The sequence below is a fragment of the Nocardia sp. NBC_00565 genome, from assembly GCF_036345915.1.
Lineage (GTDB): Bacteria > Actinomycetota > Actinomycetes > Mycobacteriales > Mycobacteriaceae > Nocardia.
In genome coordinates this window covers 2,818,800-2,842,936 of sequence record NZ_CP107785.1, presented here as the reverse complement: position 1 = coordinate 2,842,936, position 24,137 = coordinate 2,818,800, and the positions used below count along the sequence as shown (strand labels likewise).

The 24,137-nt window shown below is 65.4% G+C and carries 8 protein-coding genes; 4 read left to right on the top strand and 4 right to left on the bottom strand.

Annotated features, from left to right (window positions below):
• Positions 1-38: 38 nt before the first annotated feature.
• The gene (locus OG874_RS13660; protein ID WP_330255504.1) at positions 39-647 is read right to left on the bottom strand and encodes a hypothetical protein; all 609 of its coding nucleotides are present in this window, start codon (positions 645-647) and stop codon (positions 39-41) included.
• Between the two features lie 482 nt (positions 648-1,129).
• The gene (locus OG874_RS13655) at positions 1,130-1,975 is read right to left on the bottom strand and encodes a hypothetical protein (RefSeq protein WP_330255503.1); all 846 of its coding nucleotides are present in this window, start codon (positions 1,973-1,975) and stop codon (positions 1,130-1,132) included.
• Between the two features lie 1,069 nt (positions 1,976-3,044).
• Between OG874_RS13655 and OG874_RS13650 the strand changes: the two genes are divergently transcribed.
• Positions 3,045-21,272 (top strand): amino acid adenylation domain-containing protein, encoded by an 18,228-nt coding sequence (locus OG874_RS13650; RefSeq protein WP_330255502.1) that lies wholly within the window; start codon positions 3,045-3,047, stop codon positions 21,270-21,272.
• 73 nt (positions 21,273-21,345) lie between these two features.
• Here OG874_RS13650 and OG874_RS13645 read toward each other — a convergent pair whose 3' ends face one another.
• Together OG874_RS13645 and OG874_RS13640 are read right to left on the bottom strand one after the other, a co-directional pair.
• Positions 21,346-21,654: a hypothetical protein gene (locus OG874_RS13645; RefSeq protein WP_330255501.1), complete on the bottom strand. Its 309-nt coding sequence runs from the start codon at positions 21,652-21,654 to the stop codon at positions 21,346-21,348.
• 183 nt (positions 21,655-21,837) lie between these two features.
• Positions 21,838-22,149 (bottom strand): hypothetical protein, encoded by a 312-nt coding sequence (locus OG874_RS13640; RefSeq protein WP_330255500.1) that lies wholly within the window; start codon positions 22,147-22,149, stop codon positions 21,838-21,840.
• Here OG874_RS13640 and OG874_RS13635 point away from each other — a divergent pair.
• From OG874_RS13635 to OG874_RS13625, 3 genes are all read left to right on the top strand, one after another.
• Positions 22,144-22,554 carry a LacI family DNA-binding transcriptional regulator gene (locus OG874_RS13635; protein WP_330255499.1) on the top strand — a complete coding sequence of 137 codons (411 nt, stop codon included), beginning with the start codon at positions 22,144-22,146 and terminating at the stop codon, positions 22,552-22,554. The two genes, OG874_RS13640 and OG874_RS13635, sit on opposite strands and share 6 nt — an antisense overlap.
• Positions 22,555-22,710: 156 nt before the next feature.
• Positions 22,711-23,034 carry a hypothetical protein gene (locus tag OG874_RS13630; protein WP_330255498.1) on the top strand — a complete coding sequence of 108 codons (324 nt, stop codon included), beginning with the start codon at positions 22,711-22,713 and terminating at the stop codon, positions 23,032-23,034.
• A gap of 244 nt (positions 23,035-23,278) precedes the next feature.
• The gene (locus OG874_RS13625) at positions 23,279-24,082 is read left to right on the top strand and encodes a hypothetical protein (RefSeq protein WP_330255497.1); all 804 of its coding nucleotides are present in this window, start codon (positions 23,279-23,281) and stop codon (positions 24,080-24,082) included.
• Positions 24,083-24,137 lie beyond the last annotated feature (55 nt).

Below are 24,137 nucleotides of genomic sequence, written 5' to 3'. Positions count from 1 at the left end.
ACCTTCATCCTGACCGTGCCCGTAGCCACCCGGGTCAGTTAACGCCAGTTAGCTACTGCGGTTGTGGTAGTGCCGAGTTTCGTTTTGAGCTGGCATGACGCGCGCTGAAGTCGAATCGCCGACATGGTGCGAACCGAGCATTTCGGGACCCGGGTCGCGCAACCGGACCGAGCGGAGCAAGGATCAGGCCGACGCTCGCGCCGACGGAAGATCGGTCGGGTCACCGGTGCGTCCGAGCCCGCGCAGTAAGGCCGCAACGGCGAACGGCCGTCCAGCACCAGCCACTCGACCATCACGGGAAACTCCGGCCGCCGCGTCCTCATCGTCAGCCCGGGCGGGGTACTCCGGGTGAGCGACCGGTCGGGATCGGCAGGGACCGGCATACCGCTGATCTTGACGATAGTCTGCTGGGCGACGGCCGACTCGGTTTGCGCAGTGATTGCGAGCGTGACCCGGTCCGGCCGGTCGGCACCGATCCGAAGCGGCGGTCGCACCAGGCAACCCGACCAGCGATCCAGTTTGCCGTAGGTGAGTTCGCGATCCGCCGCGATGGACACCAGTACCGCGTTGGGATCAACCGCCGCGACAGGCTGCGTAAGCGGCAGCGTGCGGAGGCTGTCGGCGAGCGATTCGGTCAGTGTGTGCATGTCGTGTACCCGAGGCCTTGGTCGAGGGGCGCCTTATGTGCCTCTCGATCTCGGCCTCCAGTGGGAACTTCAACGATAACTCCAAGGCGCTGGTCGGCGCACTCCACGGGTACGCAAAGGCGCACTCACCGGGCGTGGCGGGCCCGCGGCGAACGCGGTACGACACGCGCGGTCCTGGGCGATGTGATTCGGTGCCCTCGACAAACTCGGGGCGGGCAGTTCCTCGTGCGGCACGGTTGTCCGTGCGTTTCCGCGACGCGCCGGACGCACTCCCGATCGTCAACACGCCGGTGATCACTCGAAGCGTCGACTGATCGTGTCGGATGTGTCTTCCTGGATGTAGTGATTGACGTCGGTTAGCTCACTATTTGCGCTAACGAGAGCTGGGGAAACCCAGCGCCCTCTTTTGTGCAGGCGCACGACCGGGGAAACTCGCTACACGGCCGCGTGGGTACCGTCGACGCGCACCCTGCCGCTCACGCTCAGCCCACCGATGGCGGATCGAGCGGTGCATTCCAGCCTTCCACCGCACCCACGCCCGCGCCGATCACCGCGCCCGCGACGATGGCCGGGGCAACGACGAACGCGCCGACCATGATCGCGCCGACGACCGGCCCCACGACCAGGCCCGTGGGCAGGAACGGGATGCCGAGGACGAACCCGACCACACCGCCGACGATTGCGCCCACTGTCGCGGCGACGGGAGCGATCACCACGCCGCCGACGACCGCGCCGATCGCCGCGTCACCGATCATGCGTGCGGCGACCTTGTCGGAGCGCGCCTGCTCCACGCCGGAGCTGTTGAGCACGTCGGACAGCGCGTCCTCGACTTCCGCCGCGCCCGCGTTGATCTGTGCCGCCTGCTCCGGCGCCACGATGCTCGGGCGGACGAATTCGACGCTGCCGATGCGGATCCGGTTCGCCTGCGTCGGCGCGCCCGGCTCGGGATCGGCGACCGGCGTTGTGGCGGGCACCGGATCGCTCGACTCGCCGCCGGCCGACGGTGCGTGGGCGGGGACCGCGGGCGTCAGGCCCAGCGCCGTGCTGACGATCCGCGCGGGCTCGTCGCCTGGCGAGTTCGGCTGTCCGGCATCGATTGGTGGAACGCCGAAAGGGATAACGCCGAGTGGGCCCGCGCCGGGACCCGCCGCCTCCGAGAGGGCGAGGGTGACGGGGAGCTGTCCGACCGGCGCGTTAATCGGCTGGCCGTCGGCGAGGGCGGGTGTGGTCCCGGCCACCGCCGCGCACACGGCACCACCCAGCAGGACGATGGCGGGGCGCAGGGCGGAGGAGCGGTGCGAAGCGGCGGGCTTGCCGTGTGCGCCCATGGGCTACCTCATTCCTGGGTAGAGGCCTACCGATCTGATTCGGAGCTGACCGACGCGTGGATGGGCAGCGACGCTTGTGGGCGAACGCGAATTCGGCAAATCTGCGTTGTCGATTCGGTATCGCGCGGGGCTGGCGGGTTGCAGGGTTGACTGTCGATGTCTCGGGGTAGCCGTATAGGACATGCCGACCGAGAATTCTGGTCCGCTCCGCGACGCGAGGTACGGTCCTTTTGGCCTATCCTGGGCGGCCTATTTCTGGTCGTGTGCCGACCTTGTCGCGGCGCGTTACAATCCTCGTTGGCGCGGGTGCTTATTTTACCAAGGAACGGTTCGCCCGTCGGCGGTTTCGATTATGACCGGGCCGAATCATACCTACGCTCTGTGTCGAGGGTAAAGTATCGGATCAGGTGTCGCGATGTCGCCACCTCTGCAGTATGTAGACGCTCGAAGACCGTTGCGGACCGCGTTCCTCCTCGTTATGCTTACTCTCTCAAACTGGTCGTCGACATCGCGAATGCGTTTCGACGACTGCTGATCGGGGTTGCCGCGGCGGCAAGTCGGCAAGAAGTAACTCTCTTAATTGTCGACATTGCGGCTAATAAACGAACTCGTACGACGAGGACGTAAACGTCTCACACGGCTGTGTGGTGCAACCGATGAACCCAAACGATAATCGCTTCCTGCTCGCCGAACCCGACTCCGGGCCGAACCGATTTGGTTGTTTCGGACTCCTCGTCCGCGCAACGTCGGCCGAACACCGAGTCCGAAAACGCCGAATTCGTCTTAGACACTCGAATCGATACTTTGCGACGGTCCCCTCGTGACCGGAGATTGCGGGCAGTCGCTCACAGGGCCTCCATCCCCATCAGGCCTGGTTGCTCCGCTGTGAGTGTCATGCGCGCCGTGAGTCGTGCTGTCTTCATGGCGATACACATTGCTCGCCTGAACGGCATTCGGCGCCATTCGGCTGGAATCTGGTACACATCGCTGAGCGATGTGCCGACCCCGCGCAGGAGCGGCCTAGTGACATTGGTCGGCTTCTGAAATCGACGCATTCCCTGGAGGTCAGGTGCCCCAACCCCAGCGTGACTCTGGCAGCGATTCGAAGTGGTCGATTTCATCGCAGATCGGTTCATCCACGTTTCCCGGGCATCAGGTTTCCGGTAGTGGTTCCGGCACTCCCCACAACGGTAAGGAGTTCGCAGGTTCGCCACCCTTCGACGTTCTTCGGCTGTCTGCGGCGCAGCGGGGTATATGGTTCGCCCAGCATCTCGCCGGCACGTCACCGATATCTGTGGCCCAGTATGTCGAGATCGTTGGTGAATTGAAACCCGAATTGCTCGTCAAGGCGTGCAATACCGCCAGTCGCGAGTTCGGATCCGGACATGTGCGCCTGATCGAAATCGACGGCGAACCATGCCAGTTCATCGATGAAGCGGACGGCTCTCCGGTATCGGTCATGGACTTGCGCCGGTATGCCGACCCTGTTGCGACTGCCCACCGGCTGATGGCTGAGGACTATTCCGCCCCGCTGGACTTGCTGAACGACTTCCTAATGAAAAGTGTTGTGTTCCAGGTCGGATCGGATCACTTCCTGTGGTATCTGCGGGCCCACCATATCGCGCTGGATGGATACGCCGCGGTGACAATGCTGCACCGGATAACCGAGTTGTACAACGCTTGGGTCAATTTCGAACAGGCCCCGCCATCGACGGCGAACAGCCTCGCAGACATCATCGATCAGGATCTGGCGTACCGAGGTTCGGCGCGTTTCGACAACGACCGCAAATACTGGACCGAGCACCTGGCCGGCGCGCCGCCCGTCGTCAGTCTGGCCGGTCGAGTGAGCAAGCCCACCATTCATCCGGCGCTTGTCAGCGCGCCCTTGCCGGACGAGACCGCGCGTCTGCTGGACAACGTCGTGCGCGAGCGCGGCACCAGCGTAGCTCCGATCATCGTCGCGGCGTTCGCGGCCTATCTCGCCCGGATGACCCGAAGCGATGAAGTGCTTCTGAGCCTGCCGGTTTCGGGTCGGCACTCCGCCGTGCTGCGACGTTCGGGGGGGATGGTAGCGAATGTGGTTCCGCTGCGAGTGCGGGTCGCCTTCCGCAGCGTTGGTGAGCTGATCGCTGCCACTCAAAGTGAGTTGACGAGTGCCCTTCGGCGACAGCGCTACCGCCAGGAGGACATATTCCGCGATATGGGGATCGCGCGCGATGAGGCCGCGTCCTTCGGACCTGCCGTGAACCTCATGATGATCGAGAACGAAGTCGTGCTCGGTGATACGACAGGACGCCTGAACGTCTTGACGTCAGGGCCTACCGCCGACCTGTTTGTCAATATCTACCCGGGAGCGGGTAAGAGCAGTACTCATATCGACTTCCAGGGGAATCCGAATGTCTACAGCCCCGAAGAACTCGCTGGTCACCACAAGCGGTTCCTCATGTTCGTGCACGAGTTCCTCGCCGGGGGAACGGCACGCCCGGTCAGCAGTCTGCCGCTACTCGAGGCACAGGAACGATCCGCGCTGGTGCCCGTGCGGGGACCGAGCAGCGCCGGAACACAGCTGCTACCCGACATCCTGGCAGACAGCGCACATCGCTACCGTAGTGCGAGCGCGATCGCCTCGGCCGGCCGGACCTTGACATATGGCGAGCTGGACACCAGATCCTCCCAATTGGCCCGCCAGCTGATAGCTCTGGCGTGCGGTCCGGACACGGCGGTAGCGATCGTGCTCAGACGCTCGGTCGAGTCGATCATCGCGGCGTGGGCGGTAGCGAAATGCGGGGCCGCGATTGTGCAAGTGGACCCGGAGTACCCGCCCAAGCGTATCGAGCACGTGATCGCTGACAGTGGCGCGCGAGTGGGAATCACCATCAGCGCCTATGGTGGGCGGTTTCCGAGGCAAGTGCGCCGAGTGGTTCTCGATGATGCCGCGGCCCTGCGGGAATGCGATGCCGCAGCCGACGGGCCGATTGCCGACGATGAGCGGATCCGGCCGCTGCGAGCGTCCAACCTCGCGTATGTGACTTACACGTCGGGATCCACCGGACGGCCGAAAGGCGTCCAGGTCACACATACCGGACTTGCGAACCTCATCGCCGACCGCAGCGAAGCCTACGGTGTCGACACGACCGCCCGCGTGTCCTACGCACTGTCGCCGAGTTTCGACGCCTCCATGGAACAGTTCCTGACCTGCTTCGCAAATGGATCCACGCTGGTGATCACCCCTCCCGATGTGATCGGCGGTGAGCCGCTCACCCGACTACTCGCTGACGAGGGTGTGACCCACCTGACGCTGACGCCCGCGATGCTGGCGACCGTCGACCCGGACCAGCTGACCGAGTTGCGCGTGGTCGTGGTCGGTGGTGACGTGTGTCCACCGCACGTGATCGAGCGGTGGATGCGTACAGGGTCCGTGTACAACGAATACGGGCCCACCGAAACCACTGTGACCGCCGCGGGCGTCGCGATGAGTCCCGAGGGTGGTCGCACCGTCGGCGGCCCCATACGTGGTGTATCGGCCATGGTTCTCGATTCCGCACTGCAACCGGTGCCCAAGGGGACCCCGGGTGAGTTGTATCTGGCCGGACCGGGTTTGGCGCGAGGCTACAGTCATCTATTCGGGGAGACCGCAGCCCGGTTCGTCGCCGATCCCTACGGCGGTCCGGGTGCGCGGATCTATCGGACCGGCGATATCGCGCGCTGGGCGAGCGGAGATTCCAGTATGCGGCTGGAGTTGTTGGGGCGCAGCGACTTTCAGATCAAGATTCGCGGGTACCGGATCGAGCCCGGCGAGATAGACGCCGCGCTCACCGGACACGATGATGTAGATCTTTCCGTCACGATGCCGGTGCGCAACAACGCCGGCGCGACCGTTCTCGCGTCCTACGTCGTCCCCGTTCGCGGTCGTCGGATCGATCCGCTCGAACTCGAGCGCTTCGCCGGCGAGTCCCTGCCGCCCCATATGGTCCCGGCGGTGGTCGTGCTGCTGGACAGCCTGCCGGTGAATTCGTTCGGCAAGCTCGATCGCAGCGCTCTGCCTGCCCCTGCTTTCGGGACCGCACCGGTCGGTCGTCCGCCGGCCACACCCCGGGAAAGCCTGGTAGCAGGGCTGTTCGTCGAGGTGCTCGGAGTGCGGCAGGTCGGAGCGGACGACAGCTTCTTCGCTCTCGGCGGCGACAGCATTCTGTCGATTCAGCTGGTGGCGCGGGCCAAGGCCGCTGGCTTGGCTTTTTCCACGCAGGATGTGTTCGAGCGCAAGACCGTCGCGGGTTTGGCCGCCACAGCGACGCAGGCCGGCGACAAGCCCCAGCTTGTCGAGTTGCCCGGCCGCGGCGTGGGGTCGATGCCGCTGTCGCCGATCACGCACGCGATGCTCGAGCGAGGACACTTCGATCGGTTTGCGCAAGCCGCTCTCGTTGAACTTCCGCAGCGGGTCGATCGAGTGCGGCTCGTGCGCGCACTGCAATCGCTGCTGGACCGCCACGATATGTTGCGCGCGGTGTTGTGCGGCGCCGAGTCGGTTGATCAGTACCTCGATGTACCCGATCCGGCAGCGGTCGATGCCGACGCGGCCCTCGTCCGGGTTCGGCTCGAACGGCGCGATGCCGCAGAAGTCGACTGGCATCTGCAAGCAGCCGCCGATCGATTGGACCCGAGCAACGGTGTTCTCGTTCAATTCGTCTGGATGGAAGATGACGCGGGCGCGGGCCCTGATCTGATGTGGCTTGTCGTTCATCACCTCGCTGTCGACGCTGTGTCGTGGCGGATCATCCTCAGCGACCTCGCGCAGGCCTGGCAGTACGTCTGCGATGGCCATGACCCGCACTTCGGCTCGGGCACGACCTCGGTCCGGCGCTGGGTTCACGGTCTGGTCGAGCAGGCGGCGGGCAGGCGTTCGACGGAACTCGACCTGTGGAAAAACGTTCTCGAGCAGGAAGATCAGCTACTCGGGTCGCGGCATTTGGATCCCGATCGTGACGTCACGGCGACCGGGGACCGGATCCGGACGCGTATCCCGGCAGATGTTGCAGAGGCGATTCTCACGACCATTCCGGCTCGCTTTCACGGAAGTGCCAATGACCCGTTGCTGGCGGCGCTGGTACTGGCACTGGGACTGTGGCGGCGAAGGCGCGGCATGGTGGCCGACGGACAGGTGATCTCGCTGGAGGGGCATGGCCGCGAGGAACACGCTGTGCCGGGAGCCGAACTCGACGCCACCGTGGGCTGGTTCACTACACGGTTCCCGGTCTTCATCCAACTGCGAGGCGTTGATCTCGATGAGGCGTTCGCCGGTGGCGCAGCCGCGGGACTCGCGATCAAGCAGGTGAAGGAGCAGCGACGAGCGGTGCCGGACAACGGTATCGGCTACGGAATGCTGCGCCGGCTCGATCCCGTGGGTCGCGCCGAGCTCGGGAGTTCGCGAGAACCTCAGATCAGCGTCAACTATTTGGGGAGGGTGAGTGCCCGCGAACACTCGGGGGCATGGACCCCGACGACGGAATTCACCGCACTGACCGCGACGAGCGACCCGCGGATGGCACTGCCGGCCGTGCTCGATCTCAATGTGATCGCCGAACAGCGCTCCGACGGGATCGAACTGGACGCGACATGGGATTTCGCCGCTCAGGTGCTGGGCACCGCAGATGTCGACGAGCTCGCCGGGCTGTGGGCGCAGGCGTTGCGGGCGCTTGCCCGACACGTCCGATCCGAAACCGCTGGCGGATTCACTGCCTCGGACTTCCCGCTCGTGGTGGCATCGCAGCACGAAATCGACCGCTGGTTGCGGGAATACCCGTCGATGACCGATGTGTGGCCACTCACTGCGTTGCAGTCCGGACTGCTGTTCCACGCCATCTACGACGATGACGGCGTCGACGGCTATATCGTCCAGGCCGCGCTGACGCTTGCCGGCAAGGTTCATGCCGAACGGATGCGGCAGGCTGCGCAGGCGCTGATCGGCCGGCACGACAGCCTCCGGACCGCTTTTGTCGAGAGCACCGACGGGCCACACCAGATCGTGCTGAGCGACACCCAGGTCGATTGGCGTCAATCGGATATCACCGATATCCGCGATGCCGGTGCTCGCGAGCGCGAACTCCAGCGACTCGCCGCGGCAGCCTCGGAGCCGTTCGATCCGGCTCGTCCGCCGCTGGTGCGTTTCCACCTCGTCCGTATCGGCGCCGATGAGTTCCAGCTGCTGGTCACCAACCACCACATCGTGCTGGACGGCTGGTCGATGCCCTTGCTGATCGGCGAGTTGCTCTCGCTGTACATATCCGAGGGCGATACGGCCGCGCTCGCGCCCCCTCGGTCCTACCGGGACTACCTACAGTGGCTGCACACTCGAGATCGTGACGCCGCAATAACCGCGTGGCGTCAGACGCTCGCCGGAATCGAGAGTCCGACGCGGGTCATGGGCGAGCCGGATCGAACTGTCACCGCGCACAACGGCGAAGTCGGCCTGAACCTCGACGTCGCGACCACCGCTGCGGTTATCGGTCTCTCCCGCTCCCATGGCGTCACCGCCAATACGTCCATGCAGGTGGCGTGGGCATTGCTGCTCACGGTCCCGACCGGCCGGTCGGACGTGGTGTTCGGCAACACGGTGTCGGACCGACCACCGCAGATCCCGGGTGTGGAGCAGATGGTCGGCCTGTTCATCAACACTGTGCCCGTACGAATCCGGCTCGACCCCAACGAGACTGTCGCCGATCTACTCGTTCGGGTGCAAGCCGAGCAAGTCGCAATGCTGGATCACCGGCACATCGGCCTGGCGGAGTTGCAACGGGCGACCGGGCTCGCCGATATGTTCGATACAGTGACAGTGCTCGAGTCCTACCCGCTGGATCGGGATGGGCTGGCACGCACTCTCGGTGACGCCGGTTTGCGGCTCGTCGATCTCCGAGCACACGACGCCACGCCATACCCGCTGAGTCTGCAAGTGACCCCACCGCGGCCGATTCGCGACGGGCGATCCGATACCAGCGAGCCGGACGCATTCACGGTGACGTTGAGATTCTCCACCGACCGGCTCGGTTCGGAGGATGCCCGCACGCTGCTCGAACGATTCGAATCGATCCTCACGCAGATCGTGACCGATCCCGCAAAGAAGACCGCCGCGATCTCGTCGTGCTGGGATTCCGAACGCACCGAACTACTTTCGGCCCGAAGCGAGTCACCGGTCGAGGAGCTCACGCTCCGCGAGATCCTGTGGAAAACCGCGTGCCGGTATCCGGACGCGGCGGCTGTCCGCTGCGGTGACACCGCATTGACCTATCGTGAGCTCGCCCGTCGCGCGGACGAGCTCGCCGAGCTGCTGATCGGCCGCGGCGCTCGCCCCGAGTCGTTCGTCGCATTGGCCATTCCTCGTTCTGTCGAACTGGTCGTGGCGATCTGGGCGGTAGCAAGGACAGGCGCCGCCTTCGTCCCGCTGGATCCGGATAATCCCTCCGAGCGGCTCGCGGAGTTGCTGTCCGACTGCCGCTGCGGGCTGGGCGTGACGACCAGCGCCGGCGCACCGCGCCTTCCGGACACAGTCGACTGGTTGGTCCCCGACGCCGAGGAAGATCTGTCTCGCTCGGCCAGCACCCCCGCTGTGGCAGGCAGGCTGCTGCCAGACCATACGGCGTATGTGATCTATACGTCCGGATCGACCGGCAAACCGAAAGCGGTTCAGCTCAGTCATCGAGGTTTGGCCGACCTCGTCGCCGCGCAAGCCGAAGCCTTCGGTGCGGATGCCGATTCGGTGGTGTTGCAGGTCGCCTCGCCGGGGTTCGACGCGTGCTTGTCGGAGTTGCTGCTGGCACACAGTAGCGGCGCCTGCCTCGTGGTAGCACCGCCACAGGTGTACGCCGGAAGCGATCTCGCGGATTTGCTGCGGACGGAGAAGGTTTCGCATGCGATCATCACCCCCTCCGTACTCAACACGATGGATCCGTCCGGGCTTCGCTCCCTCGAATCGGTCGCAGTCGTGGGCGAAGCGACCGGATCGGACACCATGAACCGGTGGGGGCACGGGCGTCGGCTGATGAATCATTACGGACCGACTGAATGCACGATCTGGGCAACAGGCTCAGATGTCTTGCGGCCCGGCGAACCGGTATCGATGGGGAGCCCGATCCGTGGTGTGTCGGTGGCGGTTCTCGATATGTGGCTGCGGCCGGTGCCGGTCGGGGTGGCCGGCGAACTCTATATCGGAGGGCCCGGACTTGCCCGAGGTTACTTCGATCGACCGGGCGCGACCGCGTCCCGCTTCGTCGCGGATCCAGTGTCCGGACACGGGCAGCGGATCTACCGCACCGGCGATTCCATACGGTGGGTGCGGGGTCGCACAGGGTTGGAGTTGGACTACCTGGGACGCAACGATCAACAGGTCAAGATTCACGGCCTGCGGATCGAGCTGGGGGACATCGATGCCCACCTGGCACGGCATGCCGCTGTGGCGAGCGTCGCCACCGTCGCGCAAGAAGGGCCCGCCGGCGAACCGGTTCTGGTGTCATATGTGGTTTCCGCCCCGGGTGTGGCTCTGGATGTGCCGGCACTGCACGATGATCTCGCGAGCACGCTGATCTACTACATGAATCCCACCGCGATCATCGAACTCGACTCGATGCCGCTCACCCGCACGGGCAAGATCGACCGGAATGCACTGCGGGAGCGCGCCTTCGAATCGGAGAGTGTGGGTGGCAGGCCGCCGTCCACGCCTGCGGAGCAGGTCATGGCGCAACTCTTCGCCGATGTGCTGCATCTGGACAATGTCTCGGCGGAGAGCAACTTCTTCACCCTCGGCGGCGACAGCATCCTCTCGATGCGGCTGGTGGCATTGGCGAGATCCGCCGGGCTCGACATCACTCCCCGAAATGTGTTCGAAGGCAAGACGGTCGCCGCCCTCGCGGCAATAGCGCGCGGCGATCGGGCACCCGTGCCGATCGAGGAACAATCCGGCCTCCAGGCGGGGGTCCGGGCCGAGGGCCGCGCATATCGGCCGTCGGACTTCCCGCTGGTCGCGCTCACACAATCGGACATCGAGCGACTCGAGAAGCAGTATCACGCCTTGTCCGACGTGTGGCCACTGTCGCCGATGCAATCCGGGATCCACTTCCACTCGATGTTCGACCCGGACACCTCGGACAATTACACCGTTCAGACGATGATCGGATTCTCCGGAGAGATCGACGCCGAACGCCTGCGGCGTGCCGCTCAGGCGGTAGTGGACCGGCACGATATCCTGCGTGCCGCATTTGCGGAAACGGCCGCGGGACCGTGCCAGATCGTGCTGAACCACGCCGAGGTTCAGTTCCGGGAGGTTGATCTAGCCGACATCGGCGATTCGGAACTCCCCGCCGACATAGGCGCTTTCGCGGCAGCGGACGCGGCGGCAGGATTCGACCTGTCGGCTCCTCCGCTGATTCGATTCACGCTGATCCATGTCGATTCGAACATTTTCCGGCTGCTCGTCACGAATCACCATGTAATCCTCGACGGTTGGTCGATGCCGTTGCTGATGCGAGACCTGCTCGAATACTACGGATCACCGTCACGTATCGAAGCCGTCGGACCTGCGCCCTCCTACCGCGACTACCTGATCTGGCTGCGCCAACAGGATCTCGCCGCATCCAAAGCCGCGTGGGCGCAGGCCTATTCGGATGTGGATTCACCCACCCGGGTGGCCCGCGGAGCCGGCCCAGCAGACTCCGCGTCGGCCGCCGAGGTCAGCGTCGAGCTGTCAGCGAATCGGTTCGGACAGCTGCGTGCGGCGGCAGCGGACGCAGCTGTCACCATCAACACCGTCCTGGCTGCGGCTTGGGCACTGAATCTGCGCATACTGACGGGTGAGACCGAGGTGATCTTCGGCTCCGCGGTGTCCGGCCGGCCACCGCAGTTGCCGATGGTGGACCAAACGCTCGGCATGTTCCTGAATACGATTCCCGTCCGCGTCCGGCTCGAACCCGCGGTATCGGTGCGGGAGTTGCTGATCCGAATTCAGGCGCAGCACGCCAGCATGCTGGACCACCACTACGTCGGTCTACCCGACATTCACCGCAGTGCCGGAGTATCCGAACTCTTCGACACCGCACTCGGTTTCCAGTCGTTCCCCCTCGACCGGCCAGCGTTGCAGCAACTGGTCGATTCGGCGGGCCTGCACGTCGAAGACATCACCGGTATCGACGCCACCCCATATCCGCTGAGCCTCGTCGTCGCGCCTCAGGAGGCTGAGCCCGGCGGCGCGCAGGGACTGCAGATCACCCTCCGATTCCTCGAGCCCGAATTCGCCCCAGCTCGGGCGCGTGAAATCCTCGACCGGTTTGTCGAGTTGGTCTATTGGATCGCCGAGAATCCGGCCGGTCGGCCGAGCGCGATCGCACTGAACGACGAACCTGGTCCTTTGTGGCCTCCTACCAGAGATGACCAGTTCAGCCCGGGAGCGTTGCACGAGATACTCACGGCATCCGCTGCCCGCCGACCCGACGCGATCGCGGCGGCATATGGCGGTGCCACCCTGACTTACCGCCAGCTCGATGAGAGGTCCAATCGGCTCGCTCGAATCGTGCTTCGGCGCACTGGTCGGCCGCAGGCCGTTCTCGCCTGCGCGCTCCCGCGCTCCCTGGAAGGGATTGTCGCGATATGGGCTGTCGCGAAAGCAGGCGCCGCCTTCGTGCCGATCGATCCGATCCTCCCGCCCGAGCGTGTCGAGTTCCTGGTGTCGGACTCGAACGCCTCGCTAGGGCTGACTGTCACCGGCTCCACGAATCTGCCCGATGACATCGACTGGCTGATCATCGATGACGAACAGACTCTCCGCGGTATGGACTCGGTTTCTGCCGCGCCGATCACCGATTCCGAACGTGGGGGTCCGATTCGGATAGATCGGACAGCATATGTGATCTACACGTCCGGATCGACGGGAACACCCAAGGGGGTGCTGGTCAGTCATCGTGGCCTGGCCGATGTCGTCTCGGCGCAGCGCCGGGTACTCGACGTCGACCGCACATCGACCGTACTGCAGGTCGCCTCGCCGAGCTTCGACGCCTCGGTATTCGAGCTGTTGATGGCGCACGGCTCGGGCGGACGGCTGGTCGTATCACCACCAGATGTGTACGGCGGCCGCGAGCTCGCGGATCTGATGCGGCGCGAACATATCTCGCACGCGGTGCTGACGCCATCGGCACTGGCGACAGTCCCCCGGGACGGCCTCGCCGAGCTGCGCGTGCTGGCAACGGCCGGAGAACCGGTCGGCCCGGAACTGGTCGACCAGTGGGCGCCGGATCGCACCATGGTCAACCTCTACGGGCCGACCGAAAGCACTATCTGGGCTACCGGAACCGACGCGCTCAGGCCCGGCGCTCCGATCACGATCGGTAGGCCGGTTGGCGCCGTCGCAGCCGCGGTCCTCGATACCTGGTTGCGGCCGGTGCCGCTGGGCGTCGCGGGCGAACTCCATCTGTTCGGCCCAGGTCTGGCCGACGGGTATATCGGCAACGCGGGGTTGAGTGCGGCACGGTTCGTCGCATGTCCATTCGGGGAACCGGGCCGCCGGATGTACCGCACCGGTGATATGGTGCGGCGGAACCCGGACGAGCATTTGGAGTTCTTGGGGCGCAACGATTTTCAGGTGAAAGTGCGCGGCGCTCGGGTCGAGTTGAGTGAGATCGACGCAGCGCTCGGTGCGCGTTCGGATGTGGCATTCGCGGTCACCGTGCCGCGTGGCGACGATCGGCGGCCGGTGACGTTGGCGTCCTATGTGATGCCGTCGGCGGGGAAGACTGTATCGGGTGAGGAGTTGCGTGCGGCGTTGACCGAGGTACTGCCCGCGTACATGGTGCCGGCCGTGGTGATGGTGCTCGGCGACGTTCCGCTGACCTCGAACGGGAAACTGGATCGCGAGCGCTTGCCGGAGCCCGTTTTCGCTGCTCGGGTTTTCAGGGCCCCGTCGTCGTGGGTGGAAGCAGTCGTCGCGACGGCGTTCGAGCAGGTGCTCCACGTGGACCGGGTCGGGGTCGATGACGACTTCTTCGCACTGGGTGGTGATTCGCTGAGTGCGTCGCTGGTGGTGGCGCGGGTGGGGGCCGCCTTGGATGTACGGATACCGGTGCGGTCGTTGTTCGAGACGCCCACCGTAGGGGGCTTCGCGGAGCTCGCGGGATCGCTCAGCGGTGGGGGCCGAGTGCCGTTGACAGCGGCGGTGCGGCCCGATCCGGTGCCCCTCTCACTGGCCCAGCAACGGATGTGGTTCCTGAACCGGTTCGAGCCGGAGTCGGCCGTATACAACATCCCGGTGATGCTGCGGTTGTCCGGGCGATTGGACTTCGCGGCTCTCGGGGCAGCGATCAGGGACGTCATCGGACGCCACGAGGTGTTACGGACGATATACCCGGAGACCGACGGCGAGCCACGGCAGGTGATTCTGGATGAGCCGGGGGTCACGGTGGATCCGGTGCGGGTGCAGGCGAGTTCGGTCCGCGATGTGGTCGGCGAATTCGTGCGGGCCGGGTTCGATGTGACCGCGCAGGTGCCGATGCGCGTGGGATTGTTCAAGGTCGAACCGGAGGCCGACGGTGGCATCGAGCAGTTCACGTTGGTGTTGGTTGTCCATCACATCGCCGGTGATGGACAGTCCATGGGGCCGCTGGCCCGTGATGTGATGGTGGCGTACGCGGCGCGGGTGGCCGGACATGCGCCGGTATGGCAACCCTTGGCAGTGCAGTACGCGGATTTCGCATTGTGGCAGCGGCAGGTTCTCGGGGCGGCAGATGATGCGGCCTCCTTGATGTCCGCGCAGTTGGCGTTCTGGCGGTCGACGTTGGCCGACGCGCCGGATCGGCTGGATCTGCCGACGGACCACGCCCGTCCGGCGGTGGCATCGCAGGCGGGTGGACGGGTGCCGGTCGAGATCGGTCCGAAATTGCACGGGCGGCTATTGGACTTGGCCCGATCGCGGGGGGCGTCGCTGTTCATGGTGGTGCATGCCGCATTGGCAGTGGTACTCGCGCGGTTGAGCGGCAGCGATGACGTGGTGATAGGAACCCCGGTCGCGGGTCGCGGCGAACCAGGTCTGGATGATCTGGTGGGGATGTTCGTGAACACACTGGCACTGCGAACTCCAGTTGATGGGAGCGAGTCGTTCGCGGACCTACTGAAGCGGACTCGAGAGGTGGACCTGCAGGCGTTCGAGCATGCGGATGTACCGTTCGAGCGTGTCGTGGAGGAACTGCATCCGGAGCGATCAGCGGCGCAGCATCCCTTGTTCCAGGTCGCGCTCGCGTTCCAGAACATGCCGACGGTTGAGGTCGTGCTGCCCGATGTCGCGGTGTCACGGGCGGATCTGGATACCGGGACAAGCCAGTTCGACCTGCAACTGGTGATATCCGATTCGTATGGGAAAGCCGGTGTGACACACGGTATCTCGGGAATGATGATGTATGCGCGTGATCTTTTCGACGAGGTGACGGTAACGGGGTTCGTCCGCCGATTGGTGCGGGTTCTGGAAGCGATCACCGAGGATCCGGCGGTGGCGACCGGGGATATCGATTGGCTGTACGCGGACGAGCGGGTGGAGCTGCTTTCGCGGGTGGGCTCGCAAGCCGCGGCGTCACCGGTGCTGTTGCCGGAGGTGCTCACCGCGGCCGTCCGGGACAACGGCGACGGTGTGGCCGTGGTGTCGGAGAATACCGAGTTGTCGTATACGGAGCTCGACGAACGGTCGAATCGGCTGGCGCGACACCTGATCCGCCTCGGGGCCGGACCGGGGTGTGCGGTTGTCATGGCGGCACCGCGGTCGGTGGAGTCCGTAGTCGCATGGTGGGCGGTGGCGAAATCGGGAGCGGCGTACGTGCCGGTGGATCCCAGCTATCCCGCAGGCCGGATCGAACAGATGGTGTCGGATTCGGGTGCGGTACTGGGGGTGACGGTATCGTCCGCGCGCGCCGCGTTGCCCGATTCTGTGGACTGGATCGTGCTCGACGACACCACCGTGGTAGCGCGGATCGATGCGCTGGCCGGAGGAACGATCGGTGATGGGGAGCGGCTGCGGCCGCTGCGGACCTCGAATGTGGCCTGGGTAGTCTTCACCTCGGGATCCACCGGAGTGCCGAAGGGCGTCGCCGTCACACATTCCGGCGTCATCGGATACGTCTCGGCGCAGCGCGCCGACCACGACCTCGGGCCCACGTCCCGGGTACTACATTTCGCGTCGACCTCATTCGACGCCTCACTGCTGGAGATCCTGCTGGCAGTCAGTCGTGCGTCCGCACTGGTGGTGGCGCAGGCGGGGATGCGCGGCGGAAACGAGCTGGCTGAGCTCCTCCGCGTGCAGCGGATCACGCACGCATTCGTCACCCCTGCCGCATTGGCTTCGGTGGATCCGGCAGGGCTGGACGACTTACGGGTCGTGATGTCCGGCGGTGACGAGGTCCCGGCGGACCTGGTGAACCGTTGGGCGGGCACCGATATCAGCGGGACCAGGCAGTTCCGAGTGTTGTACGGACCGACGGAGACAACGATAATCGCCACTGCGACCGAGCGGCTGCGACCGGGCGACCCGCCGACGATCGGCGCTCCGCTGCCCGGAATTCAGGCTCTGGTGTTGGATACCCGGTTGCAGCCGGTACCGGTAGGGGTGAGCGGAGAGTTGTATCTGGCCGGCCCGGCGCTGGCGCGCGGGTACGTGAACAGGGCGGGCATGTCCGCGGCGCGGTTTGTGGCACACCCGTTCGGGGAACCGGGATCCCGCGTGTACCGCACCGGCGATGTGGTGCGGTGGAATACCGTCGGCGCCTTGGAGTTCATGGGACGTAACGATTTTCAGGTGAAGGTCCGCGGTTTCCGGGTCGAACTCGGGGAGATCGATGCGGTGTTGGGGGCGCGCGCGGAGGTGGCGTTCGCGGTGACAGTGCCGCGTCGTGCGGGTGCAGGTCCTGTGATGCTGGTGTCTTACGTGGCGCCGGTTGCGGAGGCGACCGTGTCGGCCGAGGAGTTGCGTGCGGCACTGACCGAGGTGCTGCCGTCGTATATGGTGCCCGCCGCCGTGATGGTCCTCGACGAAATCCCTCTGTCGCCGAGCGGAAAACTCGACCGTAAGGCGCTGCCCGCACCCGTCGCCCAGACCAAGCGATTCCGGGCCCCGGCTGCACCGGTAGAGGAGATCGTGGCGGGTGTGTTCGCCGAGGTGCTCGGCGTCAACGGCACCGTGGGCGCCGACGACGACTTCTTCGAACTGGGTGGCAACAGCCTGGTAGCCATCCGGGCGGCCGCCCGGATCGGCGCCGCGCTCGACACGAACGTCCCGGTAGCGATGATCTTCGAGGCGCCGACGGTCGAAAGATTGGCCGCGCGCGCCGAATCCCACGCCGACACCGGCCGCGTGGCGTTGACCGCACAGCCGCGCCCGCGCCATATCCCGTTGTCGTACGCGCAGCAGCGGATGTGGTTCCTGAACCGGTTCGAGCCCGACTCGCCCGCCTACAACATCCCGATCGCGATACGTCTGTCCGGACAGCTGCATATCGACGCGCTGCACGCGGCGATCGGCGATGTGGTGACCCGGCACGAGGTGCTGCGGACCGTGTACCCGCAAGTGGCAGGTGATCCGGCGCAGGTCGTTCTGCCCGTCGCGCAGGCAATTCCGCCGATGGCCGTGACCCCGCTCGCGGAACCCGAACTGGCCGAGTCGGTGTCGGCTCTCGTATCGACAGCGTTCGATGTGACGGTCGAGGTGCCGTTCCGGGCACGCCTGTTCGAGCTCGAGCCGGACGAGTGGGTTCTGGCCGTTGTGATGCACCACATCTGCGGCGACGGGTCGTCGCTCGGCCCACTCGCGCGGGACATGATGATCGCCTACGCGGCACGGCTGCAGGACGAGACGCCGGCCTGGCCACCGCTCCCGGTGCAGTACGCGGACTACTCGATCTGGCAGCGAACGGTGCTGGGGACCGAACACGACCCCGAATCGTTGCTGCGTGCGCAGATCGACTACTGGACGACGCAGCTGGCGGATCTGCCTGCGTTGCTGGAACTTCCGACCGACCGACCGCGTCCGCCGACACAGTCCTATGCGGGTGCGAGCATACCGATGACTGTCGACGCCGATCTCCACGCGGGACTGCTGCGGATCGCGCGATCGCACAATACGACGCTGTTCATGGTCTTCCACGCGGCATTGGCTGCCACGCTGGCTCGCCTGACCGGTACCGACGACATCGCGATCGGCACTCCCTACGCGGGCCGTGGCGAGCCCGAACTCGACGATCTGGTCGGCATGTTCGTCAACACCCTCGTATTGCGGACCCGTCTGACTTCCGGAATGTCGTTCACACAGTTGCTCGAGCAGGTTCGGGGCACCGATCTGGCCGCGTTCGGGCACGCGGACGTGCCCTTCGAACGGCTGGTGCAGGAGCTGAACCCGGTACGCTCCCAAGCGCACCACCCCTTGTTCCAAGTGATGCTGGCGTTCCAGAATCTCGCCAGGACCGACTTCGAGTTGCCGGGGCTGTCGGTGTCTGCCATGGAAGCCGATACCGGTACTTCGCTGTTCGACCTGCAGGTCACGGTATCGGATACCTACGACACCGCCGGCGCCCCGGCCGGCATCACCGGTGGGGTGATCTACGCGACCGACCTGTTCGACCCGGCGACTGTGACCACCATCGTCGATCGCCTGCTGCGGTTGCTCGACGCGGTGGTGGCAGACCCCGCGCAACCGGTCGGCGACGTGGACCTGCTCGACACCGGCGAACGGGAAGCCGTTCTGGTGCAGTGGAATTCGACCGATCACGCACTCGTTCCGAACGAGACACTCGCGTCGATGTTCGTCTCCTCGGCACAAGTGCACGCGAACCGGCCCGCGATGATATTCGGTGAACAGTCGCTGACCTATGCGGAGTTCGCGTCGCGCGTATTCCGGTTGGCGCGGTGGTTGATCTCCCGCGGAGTGGGTCCGGAGTCGTTGGTGGCGCTGCGGATGCGGCGTTCACTGGACCAGGTCACCGCCATGTACGCGGTGCACGCCGCCGGCGGTGGGTACATACCGGTCGATCCCGATTATCCGGCCGAACGCATCGAGTACATGCTGACGACCGCCGCACCGGTGCTGGAGCTGTCATCCCTCGATGGGCTGGAGCTGTCCGGATTCGATGACGCGCCGGTCAGCGACGCCGATCGGCTCGCACCGCTGCGACCGTACAACGTCGCATACGTGCTCTTCACTTCGGGGTCGACCGGGCGACCGAAAGGTGTTGCGGTATCGCATTGTTCGGTGGTCAACCAGGTGCGGTGGGTCAGCGGGACCTACGCACTGACGCCGAATGACGTCGTGCTGCAGAAGTCCCCGGCCACGTTCGACATGTCGGTGTGGGAGCTGTTTGCGACACTGGCGGTGGGGGCGCGGCTGGTGATCGCGCGAGCCGACGGGCATACCGACCCGGCCTATCTCGCCGAAACCATTGCCACCCAGCGGGTCACGATCACCGCGCTCGTGCCGTCGATGCTGGCGGTATTTGCGGACGCGGCGCCTGCGGAGTCGCTGGAATCGGTGCGGACGCTCCTGGTGGGCGGTGAGGCATTCGGCCCCGAGGTGGTGGCCGCGGTGCGGCGAATAGTGCCCGGGGTCGAGTTGCACAATCTGTACGGGCCAACCGAGTTCACCGTGTGTGCGACCGCGCATCGGGTGACCGAAGCCGACAGCGGGACCATGCCGATGGGCACACCGGTATGGAACGCGCGGGCATACGTACTCGACAACCGGTTACATCCGGTACCGCCCGGTGTCGCCGGGGAGCTGTACTTGGCGGGCACCCAGCTCGCGCGCGGCTATCAGTCACGTCCGGGCCTCACCGCGGAACGGTTCGTGCCCGACCCGTACGGTGACGGACGGCGCCTGTACCGCACCGGCGACTTGGTGCGCTGGCGCCGGACCGGCGAATTGGAATACCTGGGCCGCACCGATTTCCAGGTGAAGCTGCGCGGCCTGCGCATCGAACTCGGTGAAATCGAGGCAGTACTCGCCGAGCACCCCGGCATCGCCCGGGCGATCGCTGTGGTGCGCTCCGCCGGTGCGGTGGAGCGCCTCGTCGGCTACCTCGTCCCCGCCGCCGGTTCCACGATCGACACCGGCGAGGTTCTGGCACACGCGGCTACCGAACTGCCCGGATATATGATGCCCACCACGATGGTGGTACTCGATACTGTGCCACTCACCGCGTCGGGCAAGCTGGACCGCACGGGGCTGCCGGATCCCGTGATCGCGGTAGGAGAGTTCAGGGAGCCCTCGTCATGGCTCGAAGGGGAGGTCGCCCGAGCCTTTGAACAGGTGCTCGGCGTGGAGCGAGTGGGAGCCGACGACGACTTCTATGCCTTGGGCGGTAACTCACTGCGTTCGGTGCAGGTGGTGAGCGAGTTGAAGAGAGTACTCGACTACGAGGTTCCGGTTCGCTGGATGTTGTCGGACCCGAGTCCCGCCGACCTCGCGAAGCGGATCGAATTCGGCATGCGCTTCGGTCACGACGTCACCGACCGGACCGCCCTCGGATTCGACATACTTCTACCGATCCGGACCGGCAGCCGGCGACCACCGCTGTTCTGTATCCATCCCGCTTCGGGACTGGCATGGTGCTATTACACACTCGACCAGTACATATCCGCCGGTCAACCGATATACGGCATTCAGGCGCCGCAGATCGGCGGCGAAGACCCCGGTCCGATATCGATCGAAGAAATCGCCAAGCGCTACTACGACGAGATCCGAACGGTCCAGCCACACGGCCCCTATCACCTTCTCGGCTGGTCGCTGGGTGGGCTGATCGCGCATGCCGTCGCCGTCGAGATGCGCGCCGCCGGTGAGCAGGTCGCTCTCTTGGCGATGCTGGACTCCGAAGCCGACGGTATCGACGCTTCGAGTACCCGCTCGGTCACACCAGGGGAGCTGATAAGCAACCTCGGCCCGGTCATGGGAATCGATTTCGTGAGTCCTGACGCGACAGCGGAACAAGCCGCCGAGCTGATCGGAGGGCGCCTGGGAGACAGTGTCGATATCGACGCCGCAATGATCGAACGCCTGACCGACACCTACAACCTATCGATCCGGGCCGTCGGTGACTGGCAGCCCCCGGTCTTGGACAGCGACCTGCTGTACTTCACCGCGACAATCGAAAGGCGATCCGAGGCCGCCGGTCACCGGGGATGGGTGCCCTTTGTCCGCGGCCAGATTTCGAACTTTTGCATCAATTCGACGCACCTGGCAATGACCGAGCCTGCGGCGGTCGCCCAGATCGCCCGGATTCTCAACGAACGACTCGAGTGATCCGTCGTGCCGACTACCGTGCCTCGGCAATAGGTCGAAGCCATTCGTTGGCGCGAAATCCACAGCAGTGCAACTACATTGCGCCGACCGGTTGGACGGCGCCAACGGCCTTGTCCGCGTGGCTGCGCCGCAACAAAGCGATCGGGAAGTAGCCCATGGACAGGGCGACCACCGGCGCGGCGAGCACCGCACAGTAGAACGCCATCGCCGCTGGCCAGAACAATGCGTAGATGCCGAACAAGGCGAGACAGACAACCGGCGTGGCGAAGATCGCCGATTCGAGGATCGCCCAGTCCGTCGCCGCGTGATCCTCGCCGGCCGCACGGGATCGAAGACGCAGGGCCATACACGCGAGGAGCAGAACTACGGTCTCGGTGGTCACGCCGCGACGTGTTGGCGCACATGGCAACTACCGCGTTCGTCCCCAAAGCCGGGAACGTGATCCTGCTGGGACCGTCGGCATCGGCAAGACCCACCTGGCAGTGGCTCGGAGTCAAAGCAGCTCAGGCCGGGCATTCGGTGTTGTTCGACACCGCGATCACCCGGCTGTCAGCCACGCATCAGATTATCCGCGCACGTGCAGCCCGAAACCCGTGCGGCCCGCGGGCTCCAGTCCCTGCTTCAGGTGCAGCGAGGGGATCTCGTAGTCGCCGAAGTTCTGCCGCCGAAACTCGATCGGCTCGGTCGACTCCAGGGTGAGCAAGCGCTGCTCCCAGGCTTTGGCGACGTCGGGGTAGTCTTCGCCGGTCATCCGGTCGGTGCCGTACAGCACGAACGGCGGCAGCACCTCGATGCCCGGGTAGTAGAGGATGCCGTGGTGGATCGGGAACAGCAGATCGCCGATGGGGCCGTTGATCCCGCGAGCGGCGTAATGCAACTCCGGGCCGCGCTGGCCGCCGGCGGGGTGGTGCTGCCATCGGAACGAATTTACGAAGAAGGCTTCGATGTCGCGGCGGGCCGCCGCGGCGCGCAGTGGCTACTGGACCGTCCCGACGCCCCCACCGCGATCTTCGCGATGAACGACGACTGCGCGATGGGCGTGCTCGGCGTGCTGCGCGAGCGCGGGCTCACCCCGGGCCGTGAGGTATCGGTCTTGGGCTACAACGACATTCCGATCAGCCGCGAGTTGACGGTGCCGCTGTCGACCGTCGGCTGCCCGATCCGGGAGATGGGTATGCGCGCGGCCGAGACGATGCTCGCCATGGTGCACCGGCTGCCGGTGTCGTCGGTGATGGTGCAGCCCACCTTGGTGGCCCGGGCCACCACAGGGCGGCCGCTGTGAACAGTTCTACTCGCTAATTTTCAGACATTCTCCGGCAACTAGCGGATCTGACCGCAGACGATGGTCCCTGCTTGACCAATCCGCCGTAAACGGATGACAAATGTGGCTGCTTCCAGTGATAATGCTGACCATGCATGACGCCGGAAGTTGGCAGGGTTGAACCAGACGTCGGGTGGGCATATGTACGGCATGGGACCGAGCAACGCCGCAGCGCGGCTGCTGGACAGTGTTCTGAATCGTTACGGCTCCCTCGAGGAGTTCCTCATCACGGTGCGCGCCGACCCGCGCGCCGACACCCTCATCCTCCCCGCCCCTGACCTACCTCGGACAGCACGGCATCGCCGCGACGTACAAGTTGCTGAACCACACGGCAGCGGCGCCCTCCCACCCGAATCAGCCAACACCCTCACCGCCGGCTGGGGTGGCGACGGGCGCAGCGCACCGATCTTCGTGACAGGCCGACACGCGGCCGAGGTATGACCGATACCGGTTGATCGACGTGATCGGCCCAAACGCCGGCGAGGAATCGAGGCCGCCTGATCGAGCAGGCGCATCGACGACAAACGCACGACAAAACTCTGGGATGGGCGTGCGACCCACCCCGGAGTTCAACCTCGTCCACCGTTGTGGTCATCGTGACGTCGAGGACTACGGCCGTCATCGTCGACCCGACCCGTCGACGAACAGCCGGATTCTCATCAGAGTTATGAAGTACGGTCGGGCCATGTCTGACAGCCATGCGGCGCGGGCCGCAGCAGGGCAGTCCAGCACCTACAGCTGGGCGATCGTGGGCCGCGGTCCGCACGGGGAATCCCTTGTCGATACCGGCATCGGAGAGTTCGGTGCTCCCGACCCGTGCACCGGCCGCACGTGTGGTGACCACATCGAGGTCGGTACCGCAGTACTCGACCGTGTCGGGAAAGACACCCTGATCGAATACAGAAACGACGTACTCGACGCCCGCCTCGACGGCCAGCCAGACCCTGCCCCACCCCTGGAACAGCTAACCCTGGTCGTCCGGGACGGCAACGGCGTCGAAAGACTTTCGACCACAGCAACGTTGACGTATCCCGTAGTCACCGTCGAGGACACCGACGCCTACCGCAAGCAGTTGGTGTTGGCCGAGAAGCACGAGAGGCGCAGACGCGAACGTCGTGACAAAGCCATCGCCGCAGGAACCTCCGCCCCTCGGTCGGGGCCGGCCGACCCTCGTCTGGCCGGGCTCATCCTCAACCTGCGAGTCGAGGCCGACACCGTCCGCGAAGAGGTCCCAGACCCCGACCATTGCCGAGAACAACTAGCGCTCGCCCAGAACACCGCGCAAGCCGCCACCGAAGCCGCAGTTCGCGCACAGCAACACGGCACCTTGGGCGAGATCGAACACGCCCACGCCTTCATCCAACGCTGGACACCCCGAATCAACCGGTGGGCCGCCCTCCTCGAACTGACCACCGAGGCATACGCCGACGCAGACTCCGTCGACGCCCTCGCCGACCGCATCAGTCTGCAACCCCCGTCCGACCTGTAGGCGCCGAGTCAACGGGCGAGTGCCGTTGGCACCCAACAACTCCCGGCCGCAATAA

Coding starts and splice junctions, on each gene's coding strand:
- OG874_RS13625 (WP_330255497.1), top strand. CDS start 23,279: ATGTCTGACAGCCATGCGGCGCGGGCCGCAGCAGGGCAGTCCAGCACC.
- OG874_RS13635 (WP_330255499.1), top strand. CDS start 22,144: ATGCAACTCCGGGCCGCGCTGGCCGCCGGCGGGGTGGTGCTGCCATCG.
- OG874_RS13660 (WP_330255504.1), bottom strand. CDS start 647: ATGCACACACTGACCGAATCGCTCGCCGACAGCCTCCGCACGCTGCCG.
- OG874_RS13655 (WP_330255503.1), bottom strand. CDS start 1,975: ATGGGCGCACACGGCAAGCCCGCCGCTTCGCACCGCTCCTCCGCCCTG.